This window comes from Pedobacter steynii (genome assembly GCF_001721645.1).
GTDB classification, from domain to species: domain Bacteria; phylum Bacteroidota; class Bacteroidia; order Sphingobacteriales; family Sphingobacteriaceae; genus Pedobacter; species Pedobacter steynii_A.
Genome location: NZ_CP017141.1, coordinates 2508861 through 2531285, shown reverse-complemented (window position 1 = coordinate 2531285; position 22425 = coordinate 2508861). Strand labels below are relative to the sequence as shown.

15 protein-coding genes and 1 rRNA gene are annotated in these 22425 nt (G+C 42.0%); 8 read left to right on the top strand and 8 right to left on the bottom strand.

Annotated features, from left to right (window positions below; translation table 11 throughout):
- Nucleotides 1–103: 103 nt before the first annotated feature.
- From BFS30_RS10450 to BFS30_RS10440, 3 genes are all read right to left on the bottom strand, one after another.
- Nucleotides 104–1625, bottom strand: a 16S ribosomal RNA gene (locus BFS30_RS10450).
- Nucleotides 1626–2826: 1201 nt separating this feature from the next.
- Complete coding sequence (locus tag BFS30_RS10445) at nt 2827–3729, bottom strand: IS3 family transposase (protein WP_157262844.1); 903 nt, start codon at nt 3727–3729, stop codon at nt 2827–2829.
- Complete coding sequence (locus BFS30_RS10440; RefSeq protein ID WP_069379959.1) at nt 3726–4148, bottom strand: helix-turn-helix domain-containing protein; 423 nt, start codon at nt 4146–4148, stop codon at nt 3726–3728. Before BFS30_RS10440 ends, BFS30_RS10445 begins: the two co-directional genes overlap by 4 nt.
- A 77-nt stretch (nt 4149–4225) precedes the next feature.
- Between BFS30_RS10440 and BFS30_RS10435 the strand changes: the two genes are divergently transcribed.
- Nucleotides 4226–5707 carry a glycine--tRNA ligase gene (locus BFS30_RS10435; protein WP_069379241.1) on the top strand — a complete coding sequence of 494 codons (1482 nt, stop codon included), beginning with the start codon at nt 4226–4228 and terminating at the stop codon, nt 5705–5707.
- Nucleotides 5708–5794: 87 nt separating this feature from the next.
- On the opposite strand, the gene BFS30_RS10430 is transcribed toward BFS30_RS10435, so the two are convergent.
- Genes BFS30_RS10430 through BFS30_RS10410 form a run of 5 tightly spaced genes read right to left on the bottom strand, consistent with a single transcriptional unit; the run spans nt 5795 to nt 11728 of the window.
- Nucleotides 5795–6541 (bottom strand): succinate dehydrogenase/fumarate reductase iron-sulfur subunit, encoded by a 747-nt coding sequence (locus tag BFS30_RS10430; RefSeq protein ID WP_069379240.1) that lies wholly within the window; start codon nt 6539–6541, stop codon nt 5795–5797.
- A gap of 12 nt (nt 6542–6553) precedes the next feature.
- Nucleotides 6554–8470 carry a fumarate reductase/succinate dehydrogenase flavoprotein subunit gene (locus BFS30_RS10425; protein ID WP_069379239.1) on the bottom strand — a complete coding sequence of 639 codons (1917 nt, stop codon included), beginning with the start codon at nt 8468–8470 and terminating at the stop codon, nt 6554–6556.
- A 1-nt stretch (nt 8471) separates the two neighbouring features.
- Nucleotides 8472–9146 carry a succinate dehydrogenase cytochrome b subunit gene (locus tag BFS30_RS10420; protein ID WP_069379238.1) on the bottom strand — a complete coding sequence of 225 codons (675 nt, stop codon included), beginning with the start codon at nt 9144–9146 and terminating at the stop codon, nt 8472–8474.
- Between the two features lie 10 nt (nt 9147–9156).
- On the bottom strand, nt 9157–10587 hold the full coding sequence (locus BFS30_RS10415; protein ID WP_069379237.1) for an anion permease: 1431 nt from the start codon (nt 10585–10587) through the stop codon (nt 9157–9159).
- A 19-nt stretch (nt 10588–10606) separates the two neighbouring features.
- A complete protein-coding gene (locus BFS30_RS10410) occupies nt 10607–11728 on the bottom strand; it encodes a porin (RefSeq protein WP_069379236.1) in 1122 nt (373 codons plus the stop codon).
- Nucleotides 11729–12125: 397 nt separating this feature from the next.
- Between BFS30_RS10410 and BFS30_RS10405 the strand changes: the two genes are divergently transcribed.
- The 7 genes from BFS30_RS10405 (at nt 12126) to BFS30_RS10375 (ending at nt 22409) form a co-directional block, all read left to right on the top strand.
- Entirely contained in the window at nt 12126–14534 is a 2409-nt protein-coding gene (locus tag BFS30_RS10405) for a TonB-dependent receptor (RefSeq protein ID WP_069379235.1), read from the top strand.
- A 174-nt stretch (nt 14535–14708) separates the two neighbouring features.
- Entirely contained in the window at nt 14709–15398 is a 690-nt protein-coding gene (locus BFS30_RS10400) for a CAP domain-containing protein (RefSeq protein ID WP_069379234.1), read from the top strand.
- A 326-nt stretch (nt 15399–15724) separates the two neighbouring features.
- Nucleotides 15725–17248 (top strand): FMN-binding glutamate synthase family protein, encoded by a 1524-nt coding sequence (locus BFS30_RS10395; protein WP_069379233.1) that lies wholly within the window; start codon nt 15725–15727, stop codon nt 17246–17248.
- 146 nt (nt 17249–17394) lie between these two features.
- Complete coding sequence (locus BFS30_RS10390; RefSeq protein WP_069379232.1) at nt 17395–19323, top strand: LTA synthase family protein; 1929 nt, start codon at nt 17395–17397, stop codon at nt 19321–19323.
- Nucleotides 19324–19325: 2 nt separating this feature from the next.
- Nucleotides 19326–19811, top strand: a complete 486-nt coding sequence (locus BFS30_RS10385) for a GtrA family protein (protein ID WP_069379231.1) — start codon at nt 19326–19328, stop codon at nt 19809–19811.
- A 117-nt stretch (nt 19812–19928) separates the two neighbouring features.
- On the top strand, nt 19929–21707 hold the full coding sequence (locus BFS30_RS10380; RefSeq protein ID WP_069379230.1) for an aromatic amino acid hydroxylase: 1779 nt from the start codon (nt 19929–19931) through the stop codon (nt 21705–21707).
- The gene (locus BFS30_RS10375) at nt 21708–22409 is read left to right on the top strand and encodes an SDR family NAD(P)-dependent oxidoreductase (protein WP_069379229.1); all 702 of its coding nucleotides are present in this window, start codon (nt 21708–21710) and stop codon (nt 22407–22409) included.
- Nucleotides 22410–22425 lie beyond the last annotated feature (16 nt).

Here is a 22425-nt window from a genome sequence, read left to right as displayed (position 1 = left end):
CAGTATGAGAACACTAAGTGATGTTTCATCCTATGGGTTTTTCTTTTTGAGATTTTTTTGTCATTTATATCATTTACGTAGCGAGTAGTCTGAACTACTCCAGAAAGGAGGTATTCCAGCCGCACCTTCCGGTACGGCTACCTTGTTACGACTTAGCCCCAGTTATCGGTTTTACCCTAGGACGCTCCTTGCGGTTACATACTTTAGGTACCCCCAACTTCCATGGCTTGACGGGCGGTGTGTACAAGGCCCGGGAACGTATTCACCGCGTCATTGCTGATACGCGATTACTAGCGAATCCAACTTCAAGAGGTCGAGTTGCAGACCTCTATCCGAACTGTGAATGGCTTTTTGAGATTTGCTTGCTGTTGCCAGCTTGCTGCCCTCTGTACCATCCATTGTAGCACGTGTGTAGCCCCGGACGTAAGGGCCATGATGACTTGACGTCGTCCCCTCCTTCCTCTCTGTTTGCACAGGCAGTCTGTTTAGAGTCCCCACCTTAACGTGCTGGCAACTAAACATAGGGGTTGCGCTCGTTGCGGGACTTAACCCAACACCTCACGGCACGAGCTGACGACAGCCATGCAGCACCTAGTTTCGTGTGATTGCTCACTGAAATATCTCTATCTCATTCACTAACTTTCAAGCCCGGGTAAGGTTCCTCGCGTATCATCGAATTAAACCACATGCTCCTCCGCTTGTGCGGGCCCCCGTCAATTCCTTTGAGTTTCACCCTTGCGGGCGTACTCCCCAGGTGGAATACTTAACGCTTTCGCTTAGCCGCTAACTGTGTATCGCTAACAGCGAGTATTCATCGTTTAGGGCGTGGACTACCAGGGTATCTAATCCTGTTTGATCCCCACGCTTTCGTGCCTCAGCGTCAATGACACCATAGTAAGCTGCCTTCGCAATCGGTGTTCTGTGACATATCTATGCATTTCACCGCTACTTGTCACATTCCGCCTACCTCTAGTGTATTCAAGCTCATCAGTATCAAGGGCACTGCGATGGTTGAGCCACCGTCTTTCACCCCTGACTTAATAAGCCGCCTACGCACCCTTTAAACCCAATAAATCCGGATAACGCTTGGATCCTCCGTATTACCGCGGCTGCTGGCACGGAGTTAGCCGATCCTTATTCCTTCGGTACATTCAGCTACTTACACGTAAGTAGGTTTATTCCCGAATAAAAGCAGTTTACGACCCAGAGGGCTGTCTTCCTGCACGCGGCATGGCTGGTTCAGAGTTGCCTCCATTGACCAATATTCCTTACTGCTGCCTCCCGTAGGAGTCTGGTCCGTGTCTCAGTACCAGTGTGGGGGGTCATCCTCTCAGATCCCCTAGTCATCGTGGTCTTGGTGAGCCGTTACCTCGCCAACTAACTAATGACACGCATGCCCATCTTAATCCTATAAATATTTGATCATTGTACAATGCTGTACTGTGATTTTATGCGGTGTTAATCCGAATTTCTTCGGGCTATCCCCCTGATTAAGGTAGGTTGCATACGCGTTACGCACCCGTGCGCCACTTTCCCATCTAGCAAGCTAAATGGTATCGTTCGACTTGCATGTATTAGGCCTGCCGCTAGCGTTCATCCTGAGCCAGGATCAAACTCTCCATTGTAAAATGTGTTGTTTGAACGCTGACCATTCTTAACTTGTTAATAATAGTCTTTATTCTTTTTTGTATTGTCTGTCAGATTCTGACTTGAAAAAATAGCTTTGGTTTTCATGTACTTTGAAACGGTACTATCTTACCTCGCTACGCTATAAATGACATCTCTTTAATGAACTTTTCGAATCTCCTCGCGGTTCTTCTTTTATGTGGCAATCTTCTTTTCTCTGTTTCTTCCGGGTCTTAATGTTCCTGGTGTCAGTTTCGAAATTCCAATCGTTTCAGTCTTTTTGTTTTTGTTACTAAACTCCGTTTGGTAACCCCCGTTTTTGTTGGGACTGCAAAGGTAGAAATCTTTTTGTTATTGTCAAGCTTTTTTTGAAACTTTTTTACTTTGTCTTTCCTGGTTAATAAACCGTCAAAACAACCTCTGACTCATCTCTACTGCAATCTTTCAAATCCTTCTCTCTTATCAACCTCAATGTCTCTCTTCCTCCGAAGCGGGATGCAAAAGTAGGAAATTTTATCCGTTCTCAAAACAATTCATCCATTATAATTGTATCACACCCCTAACTGCATGATTTACAGAAGAAAAAACTTCATCTATACTTAACGTAAAATATACACCAGCGCAAGATCAGCTGAAAAAAAGCAAATCATACCGCTCGTAGCGGACTAAATCATCTGTTATATGATATATACTATAGCATATAGTACCTTCCATATGCTTAAAAATATCAATCCAGGACTACAAAAACCCAAAATTGATTACCTATGTAACCGTAAAACAGGAAAAATCAATAATCTGTGATGCCTATCAGGGACATGTTAAATTTAATTCAGGACGATGCTAAGTTATTTAAGAATGACTTGTTAAGCTAGACATCGCGCTGAGATCGCTTCGGGGATCCTTCGTACAGAGTCCGGGGTTGGAAGGTAATTGCGAGGTAGTTGAAAGGTATCTGAGAGGTAGTTGCATTATTGTTTTAACCTTTCAACTACCTCGCAACTACCTCGTAGCTACCTCGCAATTACCTTCCAACCCCGGACTCATTACAGAGTGTCTTATACTGCAATAAGTTTACATACAGAAAGTAAATTACTGATTAGTGTTTACGTAGTTTTTTTGTTTTACTGATATAGGTTTACAATGATAAATTTTATTACTGATATAAGTTTACCCAAAAATGCTGATTTTCCTGTTTTGAGTTTACATAGGCAGTAAGGATTGTGTTTTTTGTTGTTTTGGAACGATATTCTCCACCATGTGAGTCAGCTGTGGGGTTTGGAATTCGCAACTGGAATGCATTCTTAAATTATTGTATTTATCCATAGCCAGTTCTACTGATACTTTCGCCTGGGCTACATTTTTAAAGGTCTTTTCCAACCCTAGTTCCATTTTCAGTATTCCATTCACTCTTTCTGCTATTGCATTATCATATGGACTGCCTGTCTGAGTCATACTGATTTGTATTCCATTGTCTTTAAGCATGGTCACATAGTCATCGCAACAATATTGAGTTCCTCTGTCTGAGTGATGAATAAGGGGTCTGTTTGGATACAATCTTCCTTTTAAGGCTAGATTTAATGCTTTAATACATCCGATTGCCTTTAAATCAGTCGCCAAATGATGACCTACGATCTTTCTTGAATAGGCATCTGTGATTAGTGATAAATAAAGAAAACAAGTACTGGTACGCAGATAAGTAATATCGCTTACCCATATTTCTTCAGCATGTATCGCTGGCCTGCGCTGCACCAGATCAGGATGAACTTTAAACCGGTGAAAAGAATTTGTTGTACGAACCCATTTCTTTTTTGTCTTGATCAACATTCCATTAGAACGTACGAATTCAAATACCGCATCTCTTCCCATAGTGATACCATGGGCCTGTAAAAAGCCATTATTGAGTTCTTTATACAACTTTATGCATCCTGTTTTAGGAAGCGCTTTACGGATCTCAATGATTTTTTCAAGTACAATATGCTCCTCCAGAAGATGCAATTCAACACTTTTTAGATGATTATACCAGGCTTGCCTGGTATAATCAAATGTGGCGCAAAGAAGAGCTATGCTATAGTATTTGCGGGTGCCTCTGAGTTCTGAGATCACTTGGTAGCAGCTTTTTTTTTAAGATCTGTACCATATTCCTCATTAGCAATGGCAATCACTTTTTCCAGCACGGCGACCTTCAGTTCTGATAAGGCCAGCCGCTTTTCCAGCTCTCTTCGTTCTTTAGCGCTGAAAGGCAGCTCTTCAGCTACGTTGACGGCTTCTGGCATAAGATGGTTATGATTACTTTTGTACCAAGATACGAATCTATAAACCGTATTGGGCGATAACCCATACTTACGTTCTATTTGAACCTGGCTAAAATCACCATCAAGATACTCTAAGGCGATCTGTACTCTAAGACTCTCGGAATGATTCCACTCTGTGCCTCCTTTTCTTTTGTTTGGACGTTCATTTTTCATACTCATTTTTCTCTCTTGAAAAACTTTCTTATGTAAACTCAGGGCAGGAACGGACATGATGCATCTATTGTTTTTTGGAATCATCTGATTTCGGGTAGAAGATTTATTTGTTAATCTTCTATATTTGCATCACTATGGCAAAGAATACTAACGACGAACAATTTAAAAATGTAATATCACACGCCAAGGAATACGGTTTTGTATTCCAAAGCAGCGAAATTTATGATGGACTGAGTGCTGTATATGATTACGGGCAGCTGGGTGCTGAATTAAAGAACAACATTAAAACTTACTGGTGGAAATCCATGGTTCAGATGCATGAAAATATTGTAGGAATAGATTCAGCAATTTTTATGCACCCGAAAGTATGGAAAGCCAGCGGACACGTAGATGGGTTTAACGATCCGATGATCGATAACAAAGACTCTAAAAAACGCTATCGTGCCGATCAGTTGTTAGAAGATAAAATTGCCCGCTACGAAAAAGACGGAAAGACCGATAAAGCTGCAAAACTGCAGGCGGATATGGACGAAGCTTTACAGGCAGAAGACCTTCCCCGTTTAAAATTATTAATTGAAGAACATGAGATCGCCTGCCCGGTAAGTGGAACAAAAAACTGGACAGAAGTACGTCAGTTTAACCTGATGTTCAGTACTCAATTCGGTGCAATGGCTGAAGGATCTGATGAAGTATATCTACGTCCGGAAACAGCACAAGGTATTTTTGTGAATTTCTTAAACGTACAGAAATCAGGAAGAATGAAAATTCCTTTTGGAATTGCTCAAATAGGAAAGGCCTTCAGAAATGAAGTAATTGCCCGTCAGTTCATCATGAGAATGCGCGAGTTCGAGCAAATGGAAATGCAATTCTTTGTTCGTCCGGGTGAAGACGCCAAATGGTTTGCTTACTGGAAAGAAGCCCGTTTAAAATGGCATAAGGCATTAGGAACTTCTGCCGATAAATATCGCTTCCATGACCATGTGAAACTGGCTCACTATGCTAATGCCGCTACGGATATCGAGTTTGAATTCCCTTTTGGATTTAAAGAGGTAGAAGGTATTCACAGCCGTACGGATTTTGATCTTTCACAACATCAGAAGTTCTCTAACAAGAAAATGCAATATTTCGATGCAGAACTGAATGAAGAAGGAAAACCTTATGGAAATTATATCCCTTATGTGATCGAAACCTCCATTGGTTTAGACCGCATGTTCCTGTTAACGATGATCAATGCTTTTGAAGAGCAGGATCTGAGTGACGGAGAGAAACAAGATAGCAGAACATTACTTCGCTTACACCCTTGTCTGGCTCCATATAAAGTAGCGATCTTCCCATTAACTAAAAAAGATGGCTTACCGGAAAAAGCAAGAGAAATCATGAACAATCTGAAACTTGATTTCAACTGTTTGTATGAAGAAAAGGATGCGATTGGTAAACGTTACCGCAGACAAGACGCCATTGGAACGCCATTCTGTATCACCATTGATCACCAGACGCTGGAAGATGATTCGGTAACCATCCGTCATCGCGATACCATGGAACAACAACGTATAGACATTAAAGACCTGGAATCCTTAATCTCCAGCAAAGTAAGCTGGAAAAACTTATTGCAATAAGTATAAAGAATATAATCCAATAAAGAATCCGGTATTGATAGGCAATACCGGATTCTTTATTTTCTGTCTGAAGGGGGATACACGGGTTTACTTTTTTAGAACTTTACTCAGGCTATATTCCCAATTCATTCTGGCGATATTTAACACGGAAATATGCTGCGGACATTCTACTTCACAGGCCTCTGTATTGCTGCAATGACCGAAAGCTTCTATATCCATCTGGTCCACCATCGAAAGCACCCTTTTTCTGGATTCTATCTTTCCCTGCGGCAACTGAGCCAGGTGTGCAATCTTCGCGCCTGTAAACAGCGCAGCACTGGAATTTTTGCAGGTAGCCACACAGGCACCACATCCAATACAGGCTGCAGAATCAAAAGCCGATTCCGCTTGTTCATGGCTAATGGGAATTCCGTTTGCCTCCGGAGCCTGTCCAGTATTTACCGAGACAAATCCCCCTGCCATAATGATCCTGTCGAATGCCGACCGGTCTACCCTCAGGTCTCTTTTTACCGGAAAAGCCTGAGCCCGGAAAGGTTCTACATAAATGGTATCTCCATCTTTGAATTCCCGCATGTGCAGCTGACAAGTCGTAAGGTGTTCAACTGGTCCATGTGCGCGCCCGTTAATCATCATTCCACATTGACCACAAATGCCCTCCCTGCAATCATGGTCAAATTCTACCGGGCGGTCTCCGTTCAAGACCAGCTGTTCATTCAGGGTATCCATCATCTCGAGAAAAGACATGTGAGGGATTACATTGTCCAGTTTATAATCTACTAATCTACCTGGACTTCCGGCATCACTTTGCCTCCATATTTTCAAATTGATCTTCATAAGCCGGTTTTATTATTTGTAACTCCTTACGGTTAATTCTACCTGTTCAAAATACAGCGGTTCGGGAACCAACTGCTCTTCCTTGTTCTCCCCCTGCCATTGCCAGGCAGAAACAAAGCAGAACTGCTCATCATTCCTTAAAGCTTCTCCTTCTGCCGTCTGATACTCCTCCCTAAAATGAGCTCCACAGGACTCTTCCCTGGTTAAGGCATCCTGACACATCAGCTCCGCCACTTCCAGGTAATCACTGATTCGACCCGCTTTCTCCAGTTCCCCATTCATTTCGTCTTCAGTGCCCGGAACTTTAAGGTGTTCATAGAAATCCTCCCGCAGTTTTTTGATTTCTTCTATAGCATATAACAATCCTTTTTTACTTCTCGACAAGCCACAATGGTCGTATAGCAGTTTACCGAGTATTTTATGATAATGGTCGGCTGTTTTAGTTCCCCCTATAGCCAGCAATCTCCCCAGGTGTGCCCGCACCTGTACCTCAGCATCAACAAACTCCTGCGTATCTGTTTCCAGCTTTTCTGAATGAATCTCCCCTGACAGGTAATTGGAAACGGTATAAGGAGCAACAAAATAACCATCAACACAAGCCTGCAACAGAGAGTTTGCACCAAGCCGGTTGGCACCATGATCTGCAAAATTGGCTTCACCGAGGGCAAATAATCCCGGAATGGTGGTCATTAGCTCATAATCTACCCATAGCCCACCCATAGAAAAATGTGCTGCTGGAGAGATCATCATAGGTTCAGCATAAGCATCTGTAGCGGTGATTTTACGATACATATCAAACAGATTCCCATATTTTTCCCTGATTTTTTCTTTTCCCTGTTCTTTTATTGCTTTGGAGAAATCGAGATATACAGCATTCCGTTGAGGGCCTACTCCAAAACCGGCGTCAATACGTTCTTTAGCTGCCCGGGATGAAATATCCCGTGGCGCCAGATTTCCAAAAGCAGGGTATCGGCGTTCCAGATAATAATCACGTTCATTCTCAGGAATATCATTTGGGTTTCTCTTTTCCTCCCGGTTTAACGGTACCCATATCCGACCATCATTACGCAAGGATTCAGACATCAGCGTCAGTTTGCTTTGGTAATCTCCAGATTGGGGAAGGGAAGTCGGGTGAACCTGCGTCCAGCTCGGACAGGCCATAAACGCCCCTTTTTTATGCGCACGCCAGATGGCTGAAGCATTACAGCCCATCGCCAATGTAGATAAGTAATAGATTTTACCAAAACCACCGGTAGCCAGAATTACGGTATGTGCACTATGACGCTCTATCTCTCCGGTATCTAAATTTCTCACGATAATTCCTCTGGCCTTTCCGTCCACCAATACCAGGTCCAACATCTCATGACGGGTATAAAGTGTCACTGTTTTTGCTGACACCTGTCTCATCAATGCCTGATAGGCACCCAATAACAACTGCTGTCCGGTTTGTCCCCTGGCATAAAATGTCCGGCTTACCTGTACGCCCCCAAAAGAGCGGTTATTTAAATATCCGCCGTACTCCCGGCCAAAGGGAACACCCTGGGCAACAGCCTGATCAATTAGCTGTGCAGAACATTCTGCCAAGCGGTAGACGTTAGCCTCCCTGGATCGGAAATCTCCACCTTTAATCGTGTCGTAAAACATACGGTACACGCTATCTCCATCATTTTTATAATTCTTGGCAGCATTTACCCCACCCTGTGCAGCTACGGAATGAGCCCTTCTTGCAGAATCCTGAAAACAAAATGATTTCACCATATAGCCCATCTCCCCAAGCGATGCCGCTGCAGCACTTCCTGCAAGCCCGGTGCCGACTACAATCACCTCCATTTTTTTTCTATTGGCTGGGTTTACCAGTTTTGCATGATCTTTATAAAAGTTCCATTTATCTTTTAATGGCCCTGGAGGTATTTTAGCGTTCAGTTCCATACTACATATGTTGAGTTAAATAAATATAAATCGGAATGATAGCGAAGCCTATGGTAATGACATAACTATAACCTTTCCCAAAGGTTCTGATCCAGGAAACATATTTGGGATGATAGACACCCAATGTGCGGGCAGCACTAAAAAAACCATGCAACAAATGATAGCCCAATGCAAACATGGACAATACATAAAAGAGCACATACCACCAATCCTGATAAGCGGCAATTACAATCGTATATAAATCTTTATGCCCGTACTCATCTTTCGGCAAACTGCCAAACTTGTACTGATACCAGAAATCTTTAAAATGAAATACCAGAAAAACCAATATCAGTGTGCCCAGGATCCCCATATTTCTCGAATACCATTTACTCGACGCTCCCCGCTGATCGAATGCATATTTGCCAGCAGTTTTCCGGTTAGAAAGGGTGATTACTAAAGCATCCAGACAGTGGACAACAATGGAAGTGTATAACACATAGGAAATGACCTTGATAAAGATATTTCCGGAAAGTAATTGAGAATAATTGTTAAAGCTCTCCTTCGCCTGTTCTTCAGGCATCAGCAGTTGCAGGTTTCCCAGGAGGTGAATCACCAGAAAGAAACAAAGGAATAATCCTGATAGCGCCATCAGCGTTTTCCGCATGAGGGTTGACCAGCTACTTTTTTTTTCCATGCGTTCTGAGTTAATATAAACCGATCACTTTCCACCACAAACCGCCGAGCCCCATCCAGATAATCAGAAAAACGATACTCAATATAAACCCTCTGGACCACCAGTCTTTCACGTCTACAAAGGTGCTTCCAAAAAATACAGGTGCCGGACCATGTCCGTAATGAGTTAATGTACCGAATATCCCTCCGCAATATCCAAGAGATAAGGCCAGGAGCATTGGCGGAATACCTATTGTTACGCCTACCCCCAATAGTGCGGCATACATAGAGGCAACATGCGCAGTTGCACTCGCAAACAGGTAATGGCTATAATAGTAAACAAGAATAATAATTGGAAAGGCCATTGTCCAGCTCATCCCTCCTATTTTTGCTTTCACCAGATTACTGAACCATGGGATTAAGCCAAGCTGGTTGAGTGCACTACCCATCATCACCAGGGCAGAAAACCAGACGATGGTATCCCAGGCTCCTTTTTCACTTTTCACATCTTCCCAGGTCAGCACCTGTGAAAGAAGTAAAAACACCAGACCGATAAAAGCAGTCGTGGTTGCATCAATTTTAAAAAGATCACCGGTAATCCATAAAAAAAGCAAGACAAAAAAAGCAGTCAGCATAAGCCATTCATTACGCGTTACTCCGCCCATTTCTTTCAATTTTTCTGTCGCCATTTTTGTCGCCCCATTGGTAGACTTAATTTCCGGAGGATAGATTTTATAGATAATATAAGGCACGGCAATCAGAGAAATGATTCCCGGAACAATCGCAGCCCACATCCAGGACATCCAGGTGATGTGAATTCCAAGGTCTGCTGCAAACTTCTGGCACATCGGATTGCTTGCTGTTCCGGTAAGAAACATTGCCGAAGTAATCAAGTTGATGTTGTAACTGTTTAACGTCAGGTAAGCGCCCAGTCTTCTGTGCGTTTCCGGCTTTTCAGGAACGGAATCAAAATTCAGGGCCATAGATTTCATAATCGGGTAGATGATTCCCCCGCCCCGGGCTGTATTGCTTGGAATAGCTGGTGCGAGCACCAGATCAGCCAAGCCTAAGCCATAACCTAAACCGAGGGAGCTACGTCCAAATACACGGATAAAAAGATAGGCAATTCTGCTTCCTAATCCTGTTTTGATAAACCCGCGAGCAATAAAGAAAGAAATGCCGATCAGCCAGATGACCTTATCTCCAAAGCTGCTTAAGGCCAGAGAAATGGATTTACCCGGATCTCCCGGTGCCAATACACCCGAGAGGGCGACTGTTGCAATGGCAATCATTGACATGGTCCCCATAGAAGCCGCTTTTAGGATGATCCCGAGGATCGTTCCCAGAAAAATGGCCAGTAAATGCCAGGCTTCGGGCTTAACACCTTCCGGCACAGGAATAAACCAAATAATTACCCCAAAGACCAGGGTAACCAGCATCATTTTGTAGTTAATTTCTTGCATAAAATTGGGAATTTTTAGGTTAGAACCTTGCCTGCACCTGGCAGATCACTCTATTGGTATTGTATTCTGTTGTGTTTGGAATGTTTTCCTGAAACCGGTCCATCTGAAGCCCCAGCTGTACCCGGATTGCATAGGCTTCAGCAAAGGAAGCACTTATCATAGGGATATAACTTTGTCTGGCATTTCCTGACTGTTTAAAGTCCGCATCAAGGTATTCATAACGGAAGGCAAATTCAAGGTCTTTTAAACGGGTGTTCTTAAAGCTATAGCTGACATTCGGGAGCACATAAATTCCCCTCATGGCATATCTGCTGATAGGGATTAATGGTTCTGTCTGTTTAAAAAACTGTTGACTGTTGATGCCTTGTTTATATTCAGAAATGAGTTGAACACCCCATTTTTCATTGAGTTGCTTTTTATAATCGACATCAACACCATAGGCCCAGATCTTCTGTCCCATATTTTTTCCTGCACCTGCACTAAGGCCTAGATGAGTTTGCCTGCTCAATCCAAAAACCAATCTTGCCGGGATGATTTTGCCATCATCATTGTCTACCGTGTTCCGGTTGTTTCCGTTAAATATGCCAATAGCATATTGAATGGGAACAGCAATGTCCCTGATCTGTCCGGAGAAACTGGCACCAATCTGGAAACTTTGCCAGCTATTGCCTCCAAACAGGTAATACTGATTGGAATAATCTATAGATTGCACAAAATCTACCGGGTAATTGTCTTCCTGTCCGAATTGCGGACGAAATTGTCCGAACTGAAAGTTCACATAGTCATTGACACTATATTTAATAAAGGCATTTTCCAGCACTTTATTTTCAGGATTTCCCGTAAAATCACCAAAATTGACTAAAATAACTGCATTGATACGGTCACTGATCGTAGCATTGAGCTGTAACCTTGCCCGTTTAACGGAAAAAGAGTTGTGTGCAAATTGTCCTTTTTCAGCATGGTGTACCCCTTTAACATCAACATCATCATCCAGAGAATAATTAAACTGACTTTGGAGCATTCCCGAGAAATTGAGTTTTGTTTTAGAGGTAACGGGAATATCAATTCCCTGGGCCCTGATGATAAAGGGGCATAGAAATAAACTGAGTGCGATATAAAATACCGGTTGATTAAGCTTCATAGGGGATGATTTTATGTATTCTTGACCAGTTCCAACAAATTAGTCAAAAAAAATGAAACCCTAAACTTATTTTTGTTAATAATAAAGAAACAAAATAAGAATAACACAGATTCTGCAGCGATAGCTGCCAGATGTCCTAAAAAGGAAAACGGGGAAGCTTCGTCCGAAGCCGCCCCGTTTAAATTAACGCTCTCACATATATAGACGCTCATCCATTCAGATTATTATATCTGCTTAAAAATATTTTATTATTATTTTTTCTATCCTCCCCTATTGGCACTTAAAGCCATATTTAACTTTCAAACAGCTGTCTATTTAAAATTAATCCAGATAAATTTGGTCATATCAAAATCAGAAAGTACATTTGCCGCTCGTTAGATTAAGTCTAAATAAGCCAATGAAACACTTTTACAAACTACTCAGCATTACAGTGCTCCTTTTTTTATCTGTAAACACATTTGCACAACTTGCGTCGGTCCCTGCCAGGGGAAGTATTACCGGAAAAGTAAGCTCCAATGATGGAAAACCTGCCGGATATGTTAACGTTCAGATTGTGGAAAACAACAGAAGAACCCTGACAAAAGAGGATGGAACTTTTAGTTTCCATAATTTAAAATCCGGTGAATACACCGTAAAGACTTCTTATGTAGGTTTACAGGTGCAATCGCAAAAGGTAATCGTAACAGAAGGTCAAACTACCAAAGTTGACTTTATCCTGTCCGAAAACTCCTCAGAATTGAATGAGGTAATTATCGCAGGTACACACAGTCAGAATCTCAAGCCAGCTGCAATGGGTAAGATTGCCATTGCTCCAAAAGATTTGCCACAATCCATTCAGATTATCAGCAGCCAGACCATTACAGATCAGCAGGCAAGCAGGTTAAGTGATGTATTGAAAAATGTAAACGGTATAGCCCTTGGAACAACAAGAGGAACTACCGGAGAGAATTTTTTCGCTCGCGGTTATAGCCTTGGAGCCAATAACTATTTTAAAAACGGTGCCAGAACAAATTCAGGTTCTTTACCTGAAACCAGTACACTGGAAAGCATAGAAGTATTAAAAGGTAGTGCTGCATTACTTTACGGAAATGTAAGCAGCGGAGCGGTCATCAATATGGTAACCAAAAAACCTAAATTCGAATACGGCGCTGAAGTTTCCATGCGTGCAGGCAGTTACGATTTTTACAAACCCAGTGCTGATATTTACGGACCTATCAGTAAAGACCTTGCTTTCCGTGTGATTGGAACATATGAAAATGCAAAGAGCTTTAGAAACACCGTAAAGTCTGACCGCTACTATGTCAATCCTTCATTACTATATAACATCAGTGAAAAAACCAGCCTTTTAGTTCAGGGTGATTACCTGGAATACGACCTGACTCCTGATTTTGGAATCGGTTCTTTAGGCGGAAAAATCCCGACTACAATTGGACGTTCTGAATTTTTCAACACAGTTTGGGCTTACAATAAAGGAAAACAAGCTACGGCATCTGCAGAACTGAACCATCAGTTTAACGCCAACTGGAAATTAAATGCGATCGGATCCTTCCAGTCGTTTGACAGAAACTATTTCTCTTCAGAGAGAATCCAGGCTTCTGAGATCGGTGACTGGGAACGTAAATTGAGTCGCCAGAAAACATCAGAAGACTACTATACCGGGCAGATCAACTTAAACGGTATTTTCAATACCGGATCTGTAAAACATACTTTATTAGTAGGTGTGGATGGAGACAGGTATATGAATTTAACGAATACCTTTAATCTGTCCACTAGTGCTGTTTACGATAAAATCAATACTCTTGACCCTAATAAGTTCGTGCCAAGAACAGATATGCCGGATACGCAAATATTGTCCTCATCAAAAACCCCTACCGATCGTGTTGGTTTATATTTCCAGGATTTAATTGCCTTATCTGAAAAGATTAAAGTACTCGCTGGTCTGCGTTATTCTTATCAGGCAGTAGGCGTTCCGAAAATACATACCGTATCTACGGGAGAAACGGCAAAATCAACAACGGTGCGTGCCAGATACGAACAGGCTTTTTCTCCCAGAGTAGGTCTTGTTTATCAACCTTTAAAAACTACCTCTGTTTTTGCCAGCTATTCCAATAACTTTTCGCCAAATAGCGGCGTTGACATCAACGGTGACAACATGAAGGCCTCCATCATTGATCAGTATGAAGTAGGTGTTAAAAATGAGTTGTTTGACGGAAAGATTACGGCTAACCTGTCTTTGTATAAAATCATCAACCATGATTTCGCACAAGCAGTGGTGTTACCGAATAACGAACCAACCGCAGCCAGAGAATTTGCAGGAGAAACGACCAGTGACGGATTAGAAATTGACCTTTCAGGAACCATCGTTTCCGGATTAAATTTCCTTGCAGGTTATAGCTATAACTTTATGCGTTATACCAAAACACCAGGAAAACCGGTAAACAATGTTGTCGGAGAACGCATTGTAGGAAATACCGCTCACACGGCCAATGGAACTTTATTTTACACCTTTAGTGAAGGAGCGGTAAAAGGACTTAAACTGGGAGCTTCCGCCTTCTATACCGGTAAACGTATGGCAGGATGGAACAATACTTATGCTGATTTGACCAGCCCTACCGGCTCACGTCTGATCCCTGTTGGAGATTTCACCACATTTGATTTTACTGCAGGATATAGCTTTAAGAAATTATCCCTTCTGGCTAAAGTTTCGAACATAGGCAATACGCTCAACTACTATGTTCATGAGAACTATAGTATCAACCCTATTCCTCCAAGACAATTTATGACAACAATAAGCTACAGATTTTAGGATCAATGCCGTGTCAGAGAAAAAGGATGTCCCAAAAAGACATCCTTTTTCTTTATCAGGCAATCCTGTACCTCATTAAATAATACGCCATATATTATACAATATGGCCGGTTTTTTGCGTTAAAACGCTGATAAACGCTTTATCACCCTAGCGCTTAGGAATAATAAATACGAATGAAAATAATTACAGTCACCCTTTGTCTCTTATTTCCCCTACTCTCTCCAAATGCAGTTCAAAGATCAGATCCGGACGACAGCTGGACAAGAGAAGAATTGAGAATGGCCAATACTGCCGGCAATGCCGATTATCTTACTGCCGAAGAAAAAGACATGGTCATTTACATGAACCTGGCCAGAATGGATGGGGCAAGATTTTTCGATACTTATTTCCAGGAATTTGTGGATGCACACAACCAGGAAATGCAGCAATACGGAAACTACGAGGAAGTAAAGGTGAGCAGAAACAGCAGTTATTACAGAAGTCTGCGCAGGGATCTGGAGAATGTTAAGAATTTTCCCGTATTCTGGCCCGATGAAGCATTAAGCAGAATCGCCAGAGCTCATGGAAAGGACCTGAACAGAAATAATTTTACCGGTCATAAATCCAGCGACGGACGCTCAGTTGCCCAGCGTATCGGAGCGGTATATCCTAATAAATCCAATGGGGAATGTCTGGCTTTTGGTTTTAGTTCCGGCTTATCTAATATATGTATGTTATTGCTGGACAAAGGTGTTGCCGACCTGGGGCACCGAAAAATCCTTCTGAATACCTCTTCAAAATTGAATACAGTAGGCTTGAGTATTCAGTCTCATAAACGCTATCGCTACACTGCGGTCATTGACTTTGTATCCCTTCCGGATTAATTATTTACAATTAAATAACCTTGAATTGCTTTGAATTGAGGAAAAAGGTGCCGAGCTTTGCCCCAATGAAAGCAAGTGAGGGTAAATATATAACTGTGTATAGGCGTTTCCGCCGATATGTTAGAGACAATTATGCCTTTGGCTTCGCCTTCCAGAGTACCTGTAGAGACTTTATTCTCTTTGCCCCGAATCTTTCACCTTAAGATTATCTGATTCAGGGGCCTGTTCATTTATCAAAATCATCATTTAAATCATACTGAAGGTATAAGATTCTTAAATCATATTCCTATCAGGATGATCATTTTTCTTTTATTTATCCTCAATTTATGAAACAAAAAGAATTTCGTTCCTTACTTGGAACAGTATTTCTTTGGATCGCCTTACTAGGCATTGTAGCTTTAATCGTGAATGCGTTTTACCAAAAATCGGCATTCTATCTATTGATCGCATTGCCGATTATTCTGGTTACCGCTTTGGCTTACGACCGATTTCAGTCGAAACATGCAGTATTGCGCAATTACCCGGTTATTGGCCGGCTACGTTATTTCTTCGAGTCTATCAGACCAGAGATGCGTCAGTATTTTTTCGAATCCGAACTGGACGGAAAACCTTTTAACCGTCGCCAACGCTCTATTGTTTACCAAAGGGCAAAGAATGAAAGAGAAACTGTTGCTTTTGGTATGCAGGTAGACCCTTATCAGGAAGGATACGAATGGGTATCACACAGTATTTACCCTAAAAAATTAACCAATATGGACCTTCGGGTGAAGGTAGGCGGGCAAAATTGTTTACAGCCTTACAACCTGAGCATCCTGAACATTGGAGCCATGAGTTTTGGTGCATTGAGCAAAACAGCCATCCAATCGCTAAGTAATGGCGCAAATCTCAATAAGTTTGCACACAATACCGGCGAAGGAGGAATCAGTCCTTATCACGTTAAAGGTGGTGGCGACCTGATCTGGCAGGTAGGTACCGGATATTTCGGATGCCGGGACGCGGAAGGAAAATTTGATCCAGCTTTATTTCAAAAGAACTCTAAAAGAGAATATGTCAGGATGATTGAGTTAAAATTATCCCAGGGTGCAAAACCAGGACATGGTGGTATTTTACCGGCCGCTAAAAATACCCCTGAAATTGCAGAGATCAGAAACGTGGTGGCTGGGACGACTATCCTGTCCCCTCCCGCTCACAGCACTTTCTCTAATGCAACTGGCCTGATGCGCTTTATTCAGCAATTGCGCGAGCTGTCAGGAGGTAAACCTGTAGGGTTTAAATTATGTATCGGAAGTAAACAGGAATTTATTGACATCTGTGAAGCCATGTCGCTGACCAGGATTTCTCCCGATTTTATTACCATAGATGGTGCAGAAGGTGGAACCGGAGCAGCACCTCTTGAATATACCGACTATGTGGGGATGCCATTACTGGATGCCCTTGCATTTGTAAACACCTCCCTAAAAAAATATGGCCTTAGAGATGACATTAAAATTCTGGCTTCAGGGAAAATCATTACCGGATTTGACATCATGAGGGTGGTTGCGCTTGGAGCAGATGCCTGTTACAGTGCGAGGGGAATGATGATGGCTTTAGGTTGTATTCAGGCCTTGAAATGCGATAGCGGTAAATGTCCGGTAGGTATTGCTACCCAGGACAAGAGCCTGTTTAAGGGAATTGATGTAACTGATAAAAAGCACCGGGTGGCTAACTTCCATAAGAATACTGTTCATGCGACCATAGAATTAATGGAGGCTTGTGGTTTTGATACCCTTTCTGAGATTAAACCAGAGCGTTTTAACAGAAGGATTGACACGACAAAAACGTTGAATTTCAAAGATATTTATTTCTCCTAAGCGGCATTCGTCAGCGTATTCCATTCAAAAAGGGTCTGTTTTCTTCTGGAAAACAGACCCTTTTTTCGTGATATACGAAAGGCTTATTAATTTAACATCAATAAATCGTTATCAATACTTAAATTTGCCGTGTTAAAATCAAGACTTTGAAAAGAAAAGACACTACAGGCCTTAACCTCTATCTGGTATTGGCCTATCGCTTCCTGATATTGTTGTTCCTATATACCCTGTGCAGAATCGGGTTTTATCTTTTTAACCAGGACCTTTTTCAAAATATTACGCTGCCAAAATACCTCTATATCCTTTGGGGAGGATTAAAGTTCGACGTTTCCGCATTAATCTACATCAATGCGATTTACATTCTGCTCCATCTTATTCCTTTTCCGTTCCGTTATAATGAGGGTTTTCAAAAGTTTTGTAAATGGTGGTTCCTGATCACCAATAGCATAGGTATTATCGCCAATCTAGCCGACTTTGTCTATTATAAGTTTACGTTAAAAAGAACTACCGCAACAGTTTTCGGTCAGTTCAGTCATGAGCAGAATAAATTTAAGCTCTTTGTCGATTTTTTAAAGGACTACTGGTATCTGTTGATATTGCTAGCTGTATTCATCTGGATCTTCAGCAAACTTTATCAATTGGTAAAAGTTAAAAAAACAGTTCGTTTTACCTGGCCTGTGTATGTTTTACATACGGCATTATTGCTGATGATTGCCCTGATGTGTATTACCGGTGTTCGTGGTGGCTGGGGCTTTGGAACCAGGCCTATTACGCTGAGCAATGCAGGCGAATATGTAGACACCCCCGATCAGATGAGCCTGGTCCTGAACACTCCATTTGCTATTTTCAGGACATTGAAAGCTTCTAAACTAAAGCCTGTAAACTACTTTGACGAAAAGACTTTAAATGCGATCTATAATCCGATCCACCAGCCGGCAGATACTGCGGCCTTTAATAAGTTAAATGTGGTTTTTCTGATTATTGAAAGTCTGGGAAAGGAACATGTAGGCAGTCTCAATAAAGACCTCATGGGTGGAAAATATAAGGGTTATACTCCTTTTCTGGACTCCCTGGTTGGGGAGAGCTTTACCTTTACACATACTTTTGCCAATGGACGCAAATCCATAGATGCATTGCCTTCTGTAATTACCGGCATCCCTTCCATCAATGAACCCTTCGTACTTTCCATCTATTCAGGCAACAAAACAACCAGCATTGCCAAGCTGTTGGGAGACGAGGGTTACGAAACTGCATTTTTTCATGGGGCGCCTAATGGCTCTATGGGCTTTTCTTCCTACACACACCTTGCCGGAATTAAAAAGTATTTCGGCCAGAATGAATATCAGAAAAAGGGTGATTCTGATGGTACATGGGGAATTTGGGACGATCCGTACATGCAATACATGGCGAATACGATGAACACGCTGAAACAACCTTTCTTTGCCAGTTTCTTCTCTTTATCTTCCCATCATCCCTTCCGTCTGCCTGATGAGTATCAGGGGAAATTCCCTAAAGGCCCTCTTCCGGTACAGGAACCCCTGGGTTATACCGATATGGCCTTACGCAATTTCTTTAAAACTGCTTCGACCATGCCCTGGTATAAAAACACCTTGTTTGTGCTTTGCGCAGACCATGCTACGGTATCCTATTTGCCTGAATACCAAAACACTCCAGGATATTTCTCTATTCCAATTCTGTTCTACCGCCCCGGGGGGACATTGAAAGGAAAAACGGACAAGCTGGTACAGCAAATGGACATTATGCCCACGGTATTAAACTACCTGCATTACAATAAACCTTATTTCTCTATGGGTTTTGATGCTTTTGATAAGAAAACCGATAACTTTGTCGTTAATAACAACGATGGTTCTTTCAACTTTTACATGGGCGACTATTACCTTGTAAATGACGGAAAAGAAAATCTGGCCTTATATAATTTAAAAACCGACCGGCTTGTTCAGCATAATCTGTTGAAGACAGAGCCATTGATTGCAGAAAAACTGGAAAAGAATTTGAAAGCCTTCAGACAGCAATATAACAACAGGATGATTGAGAATAAATTAACCTTCAAATAAGCATGCGCAAAGCGTTATTAAGATTAATAGATTTCTTCTACCCCCCTTTTTCCCGTTGGCTATCCCTTCATACGTTCAGATACCTGGTTTCAGGAGGTACAACTGCAGCTTCTGGTATTGTAGTTTACTATATTGTCTATAACTGGGTGTTACACCAGGAGGATGTAAAACTTTCCATTCCATATCTGCCCAATCTGATTACCGCACCGGTAGCAGCACTGGCAATTGAATCCCTGATCACCTTTTGCATCGGTTTTATCCTCAACAAATACCTGATATTCACTAAATCCAATCTTAAGGGAAGAATCCAGCTCTTCCGGTATGGTTCGGTATTTGTAACGAACATTCTGTTGAATCTTGCGATGCTGAAAGTACTGGTGGAGGCATTTGGATTTTATCCGACAATTTCAAAAATCATCATCACGGTAATCCTGACCATATTCAGTTATTTTTCTCAGAAGTACTTTACATTTAAGGTCAGAAAGTAATTACAACAACTGAACAACATGTCTGTTTTCGGTTATTTTTCTTAAATCATAGCCCCTTTTTTTTAAGTGAAGACGTAGATTTTCTTATATTGGGCTCAATACTAATCAACACACGTAATGAGTGATTTTAATGACTTTAACAATCCCCAGGTAGCAAAGCTCCCTAAGCATTTAAGGCAGTTTATTGTAGAGCAGCATTACGAAAAATATACGCCAATCGATCAGGCTGTTTGGCGCTATGTAATGCGTCAGAATTATAGTTACCTGAAACATGTGGCTTATTATCCATATATCAAAGGACTGCAACGTGCAGGCCTAAGTATTGAATATATCCCCAATTTGCAAACCATGAACGATAACCTTGGCAAAATAGGCTGGGGTGCGGTTACGGTGGATGGGTTTATTCCTCCTGCAGCATTCATGGAATACCAGGCTTACCGGGTATTGGTTATTGCAGCAGATATTCGTCAGATCAACCATATTGAATATACACCCGCTCCGGATATTATCCATGAGTCGGCAGGGCATGCACCCATCATAGCGGATGCCGACTACAACAGTTACTTGAGCTATTTTGGCTCTATCGGAGCTAAAGCCATGTTCTCTTCCAAAGATTTTGAGCTTTATGAGGCTATCCGCAACCTTTCTATCCTGAAGGAATCTGCAGATGCCTCGGAACAGGAAATCGCCAAAGCAGAAAAACATTTGCAGGTGGTTGCCGAGAATATGGGCGAGCCTTCTGAAATGGCGCTATTGGGTCGTCTACATTGGTGGACAGTAGAATATGGACTGATAGGCACACTTGAAGACCCTAAAATTTATGGCGCGGGTTTACTTTCTTCGATCGGGGAAAGTTCCAGCTGTATGAAAGATGACGTGCTGAAAAAATGGTATACCATCGATGCAATCAATGCACAATATGACATCACCAAGCCACAGCCACAATTATTTGTGACGGAAACTTTTCAAAACCTGATAGACGTTTTAGAAGAGTTTGCTGATACTATGGCGTTCAGACGTGGCGGTGCTGAAAGTCTGGTCAAAGCAATTGAATGTAAAAATCCTGCAACAGCAGTTTACAGTTCTGGCTTACAGGTTACCGGCATTTTTACAGATATGGGCATCACTGCCGATGACGAGCTTACTTTTATAAAAACAACCGGGCCATCTGCACTGGCTGTAGACCATAAACAACTGGAAGGTCATGGCAAATTCTACCATAAGGACGGATTCTCCTCCCCTGTTGGCAGATGGAATGGTCTGGCACTGGAAAATCTGAGCCTTACTGAGCTACAGGCGCAAGGTATTGCTACAGGGCAAACCGCAGACCTGACTTTTGACAGCGGGATTCACGTGAAAGGACTGGTAAAAGAAATTGTCCAGCATGGCGGTAAAACGGTATTGATCACATTTGAGGATTGTACCGTTAAAGAAGACAATGGAAATATACTTTTCCAACCGGAATGGGGTATTTATGATATGGCAGTGGGAGAAAAAATCATCTCTGTATTCAACGGCGCAGCCGATAAAGATGCTTATGAAGAAATCACCCATGTAAGCGGTCAGCAAACACATAAGGTAACTTATGATGAAAAAACCAAGAAATTACATGCGATCTATAGCGCTATCCGTTCTATAAGACAGGATAAAAGAGATTATGAGAAATGTATCGCTCTATTTGAAGAACTTAAAGCAGAACACCGTTACGACTGGCTTGCTGCTTTAGAAATTCTAGAGATCATTTATCACAAGAAACTGGATCCCGAATTCGAAAAAGAGCTGCGGGTATATCTGGAGCTTAAAGCGGCAAATGAGGCAGACTACCGTAAATTAATTACAGATGGTTTACATGTGATTGAAAACCCCGTGAGCCAATTGATTACTGAAGAAGATTAGATGAACATAGTATTAACAGGTGCAAGCAGTGGAATAGGTTTTGAAGCTGCCTTAGAATTTGCACTGAATAAAGACCATAAAATCGTATGTATTGCCCGATCTGCGGACAAACTGCGTAAACTACTGGAAATTGCCAGAGGAATAAACCCCGACTGTGTTTTACTTCCTGTAGAATTTGACATTGTAAATGATGATTATGCCGCACTGATTCCTTTTTTAAAGGAAAGACTGGGAACGGTAGATATTTTAATTAATAATGCCGGCTCATTAATCAACAAACCTTTTCTGGAAACCAGCGCAGCGGATTTATACCAGATGTTTGAAAGCAATGTGCTGGGGCATTTTAACATGATCCAGAACTTACTTCCACTACTGACCTCAGGAAGCCATATTGTAAATATTGGCAGTATGGGCGGTTTTCAGGGTAGTGTTAAATTTCCTGGGCTTGCAGCCTATTCTTCCAGTAAGGGGGCTTTGCATACTTTAACCGAATGTCTGGCCTTTGAACTGGCCGATACGGGAATAAAAATCAATTGTCTGGCTCTGGGTTCTGCTCAAACCGAGATGCTGGAAGAGGCATTTCCAGGTTACCAATCGCCGGTTATGGCTTTTGAAATGGGCAAGTATGTAGCTGATTTTGCAAAGACAGGACATAAATTTTTTAATGGAAAAGTGCTTCCTGTGGCTGTAACGACACCTTAGCCGCCAAGTTATCAAC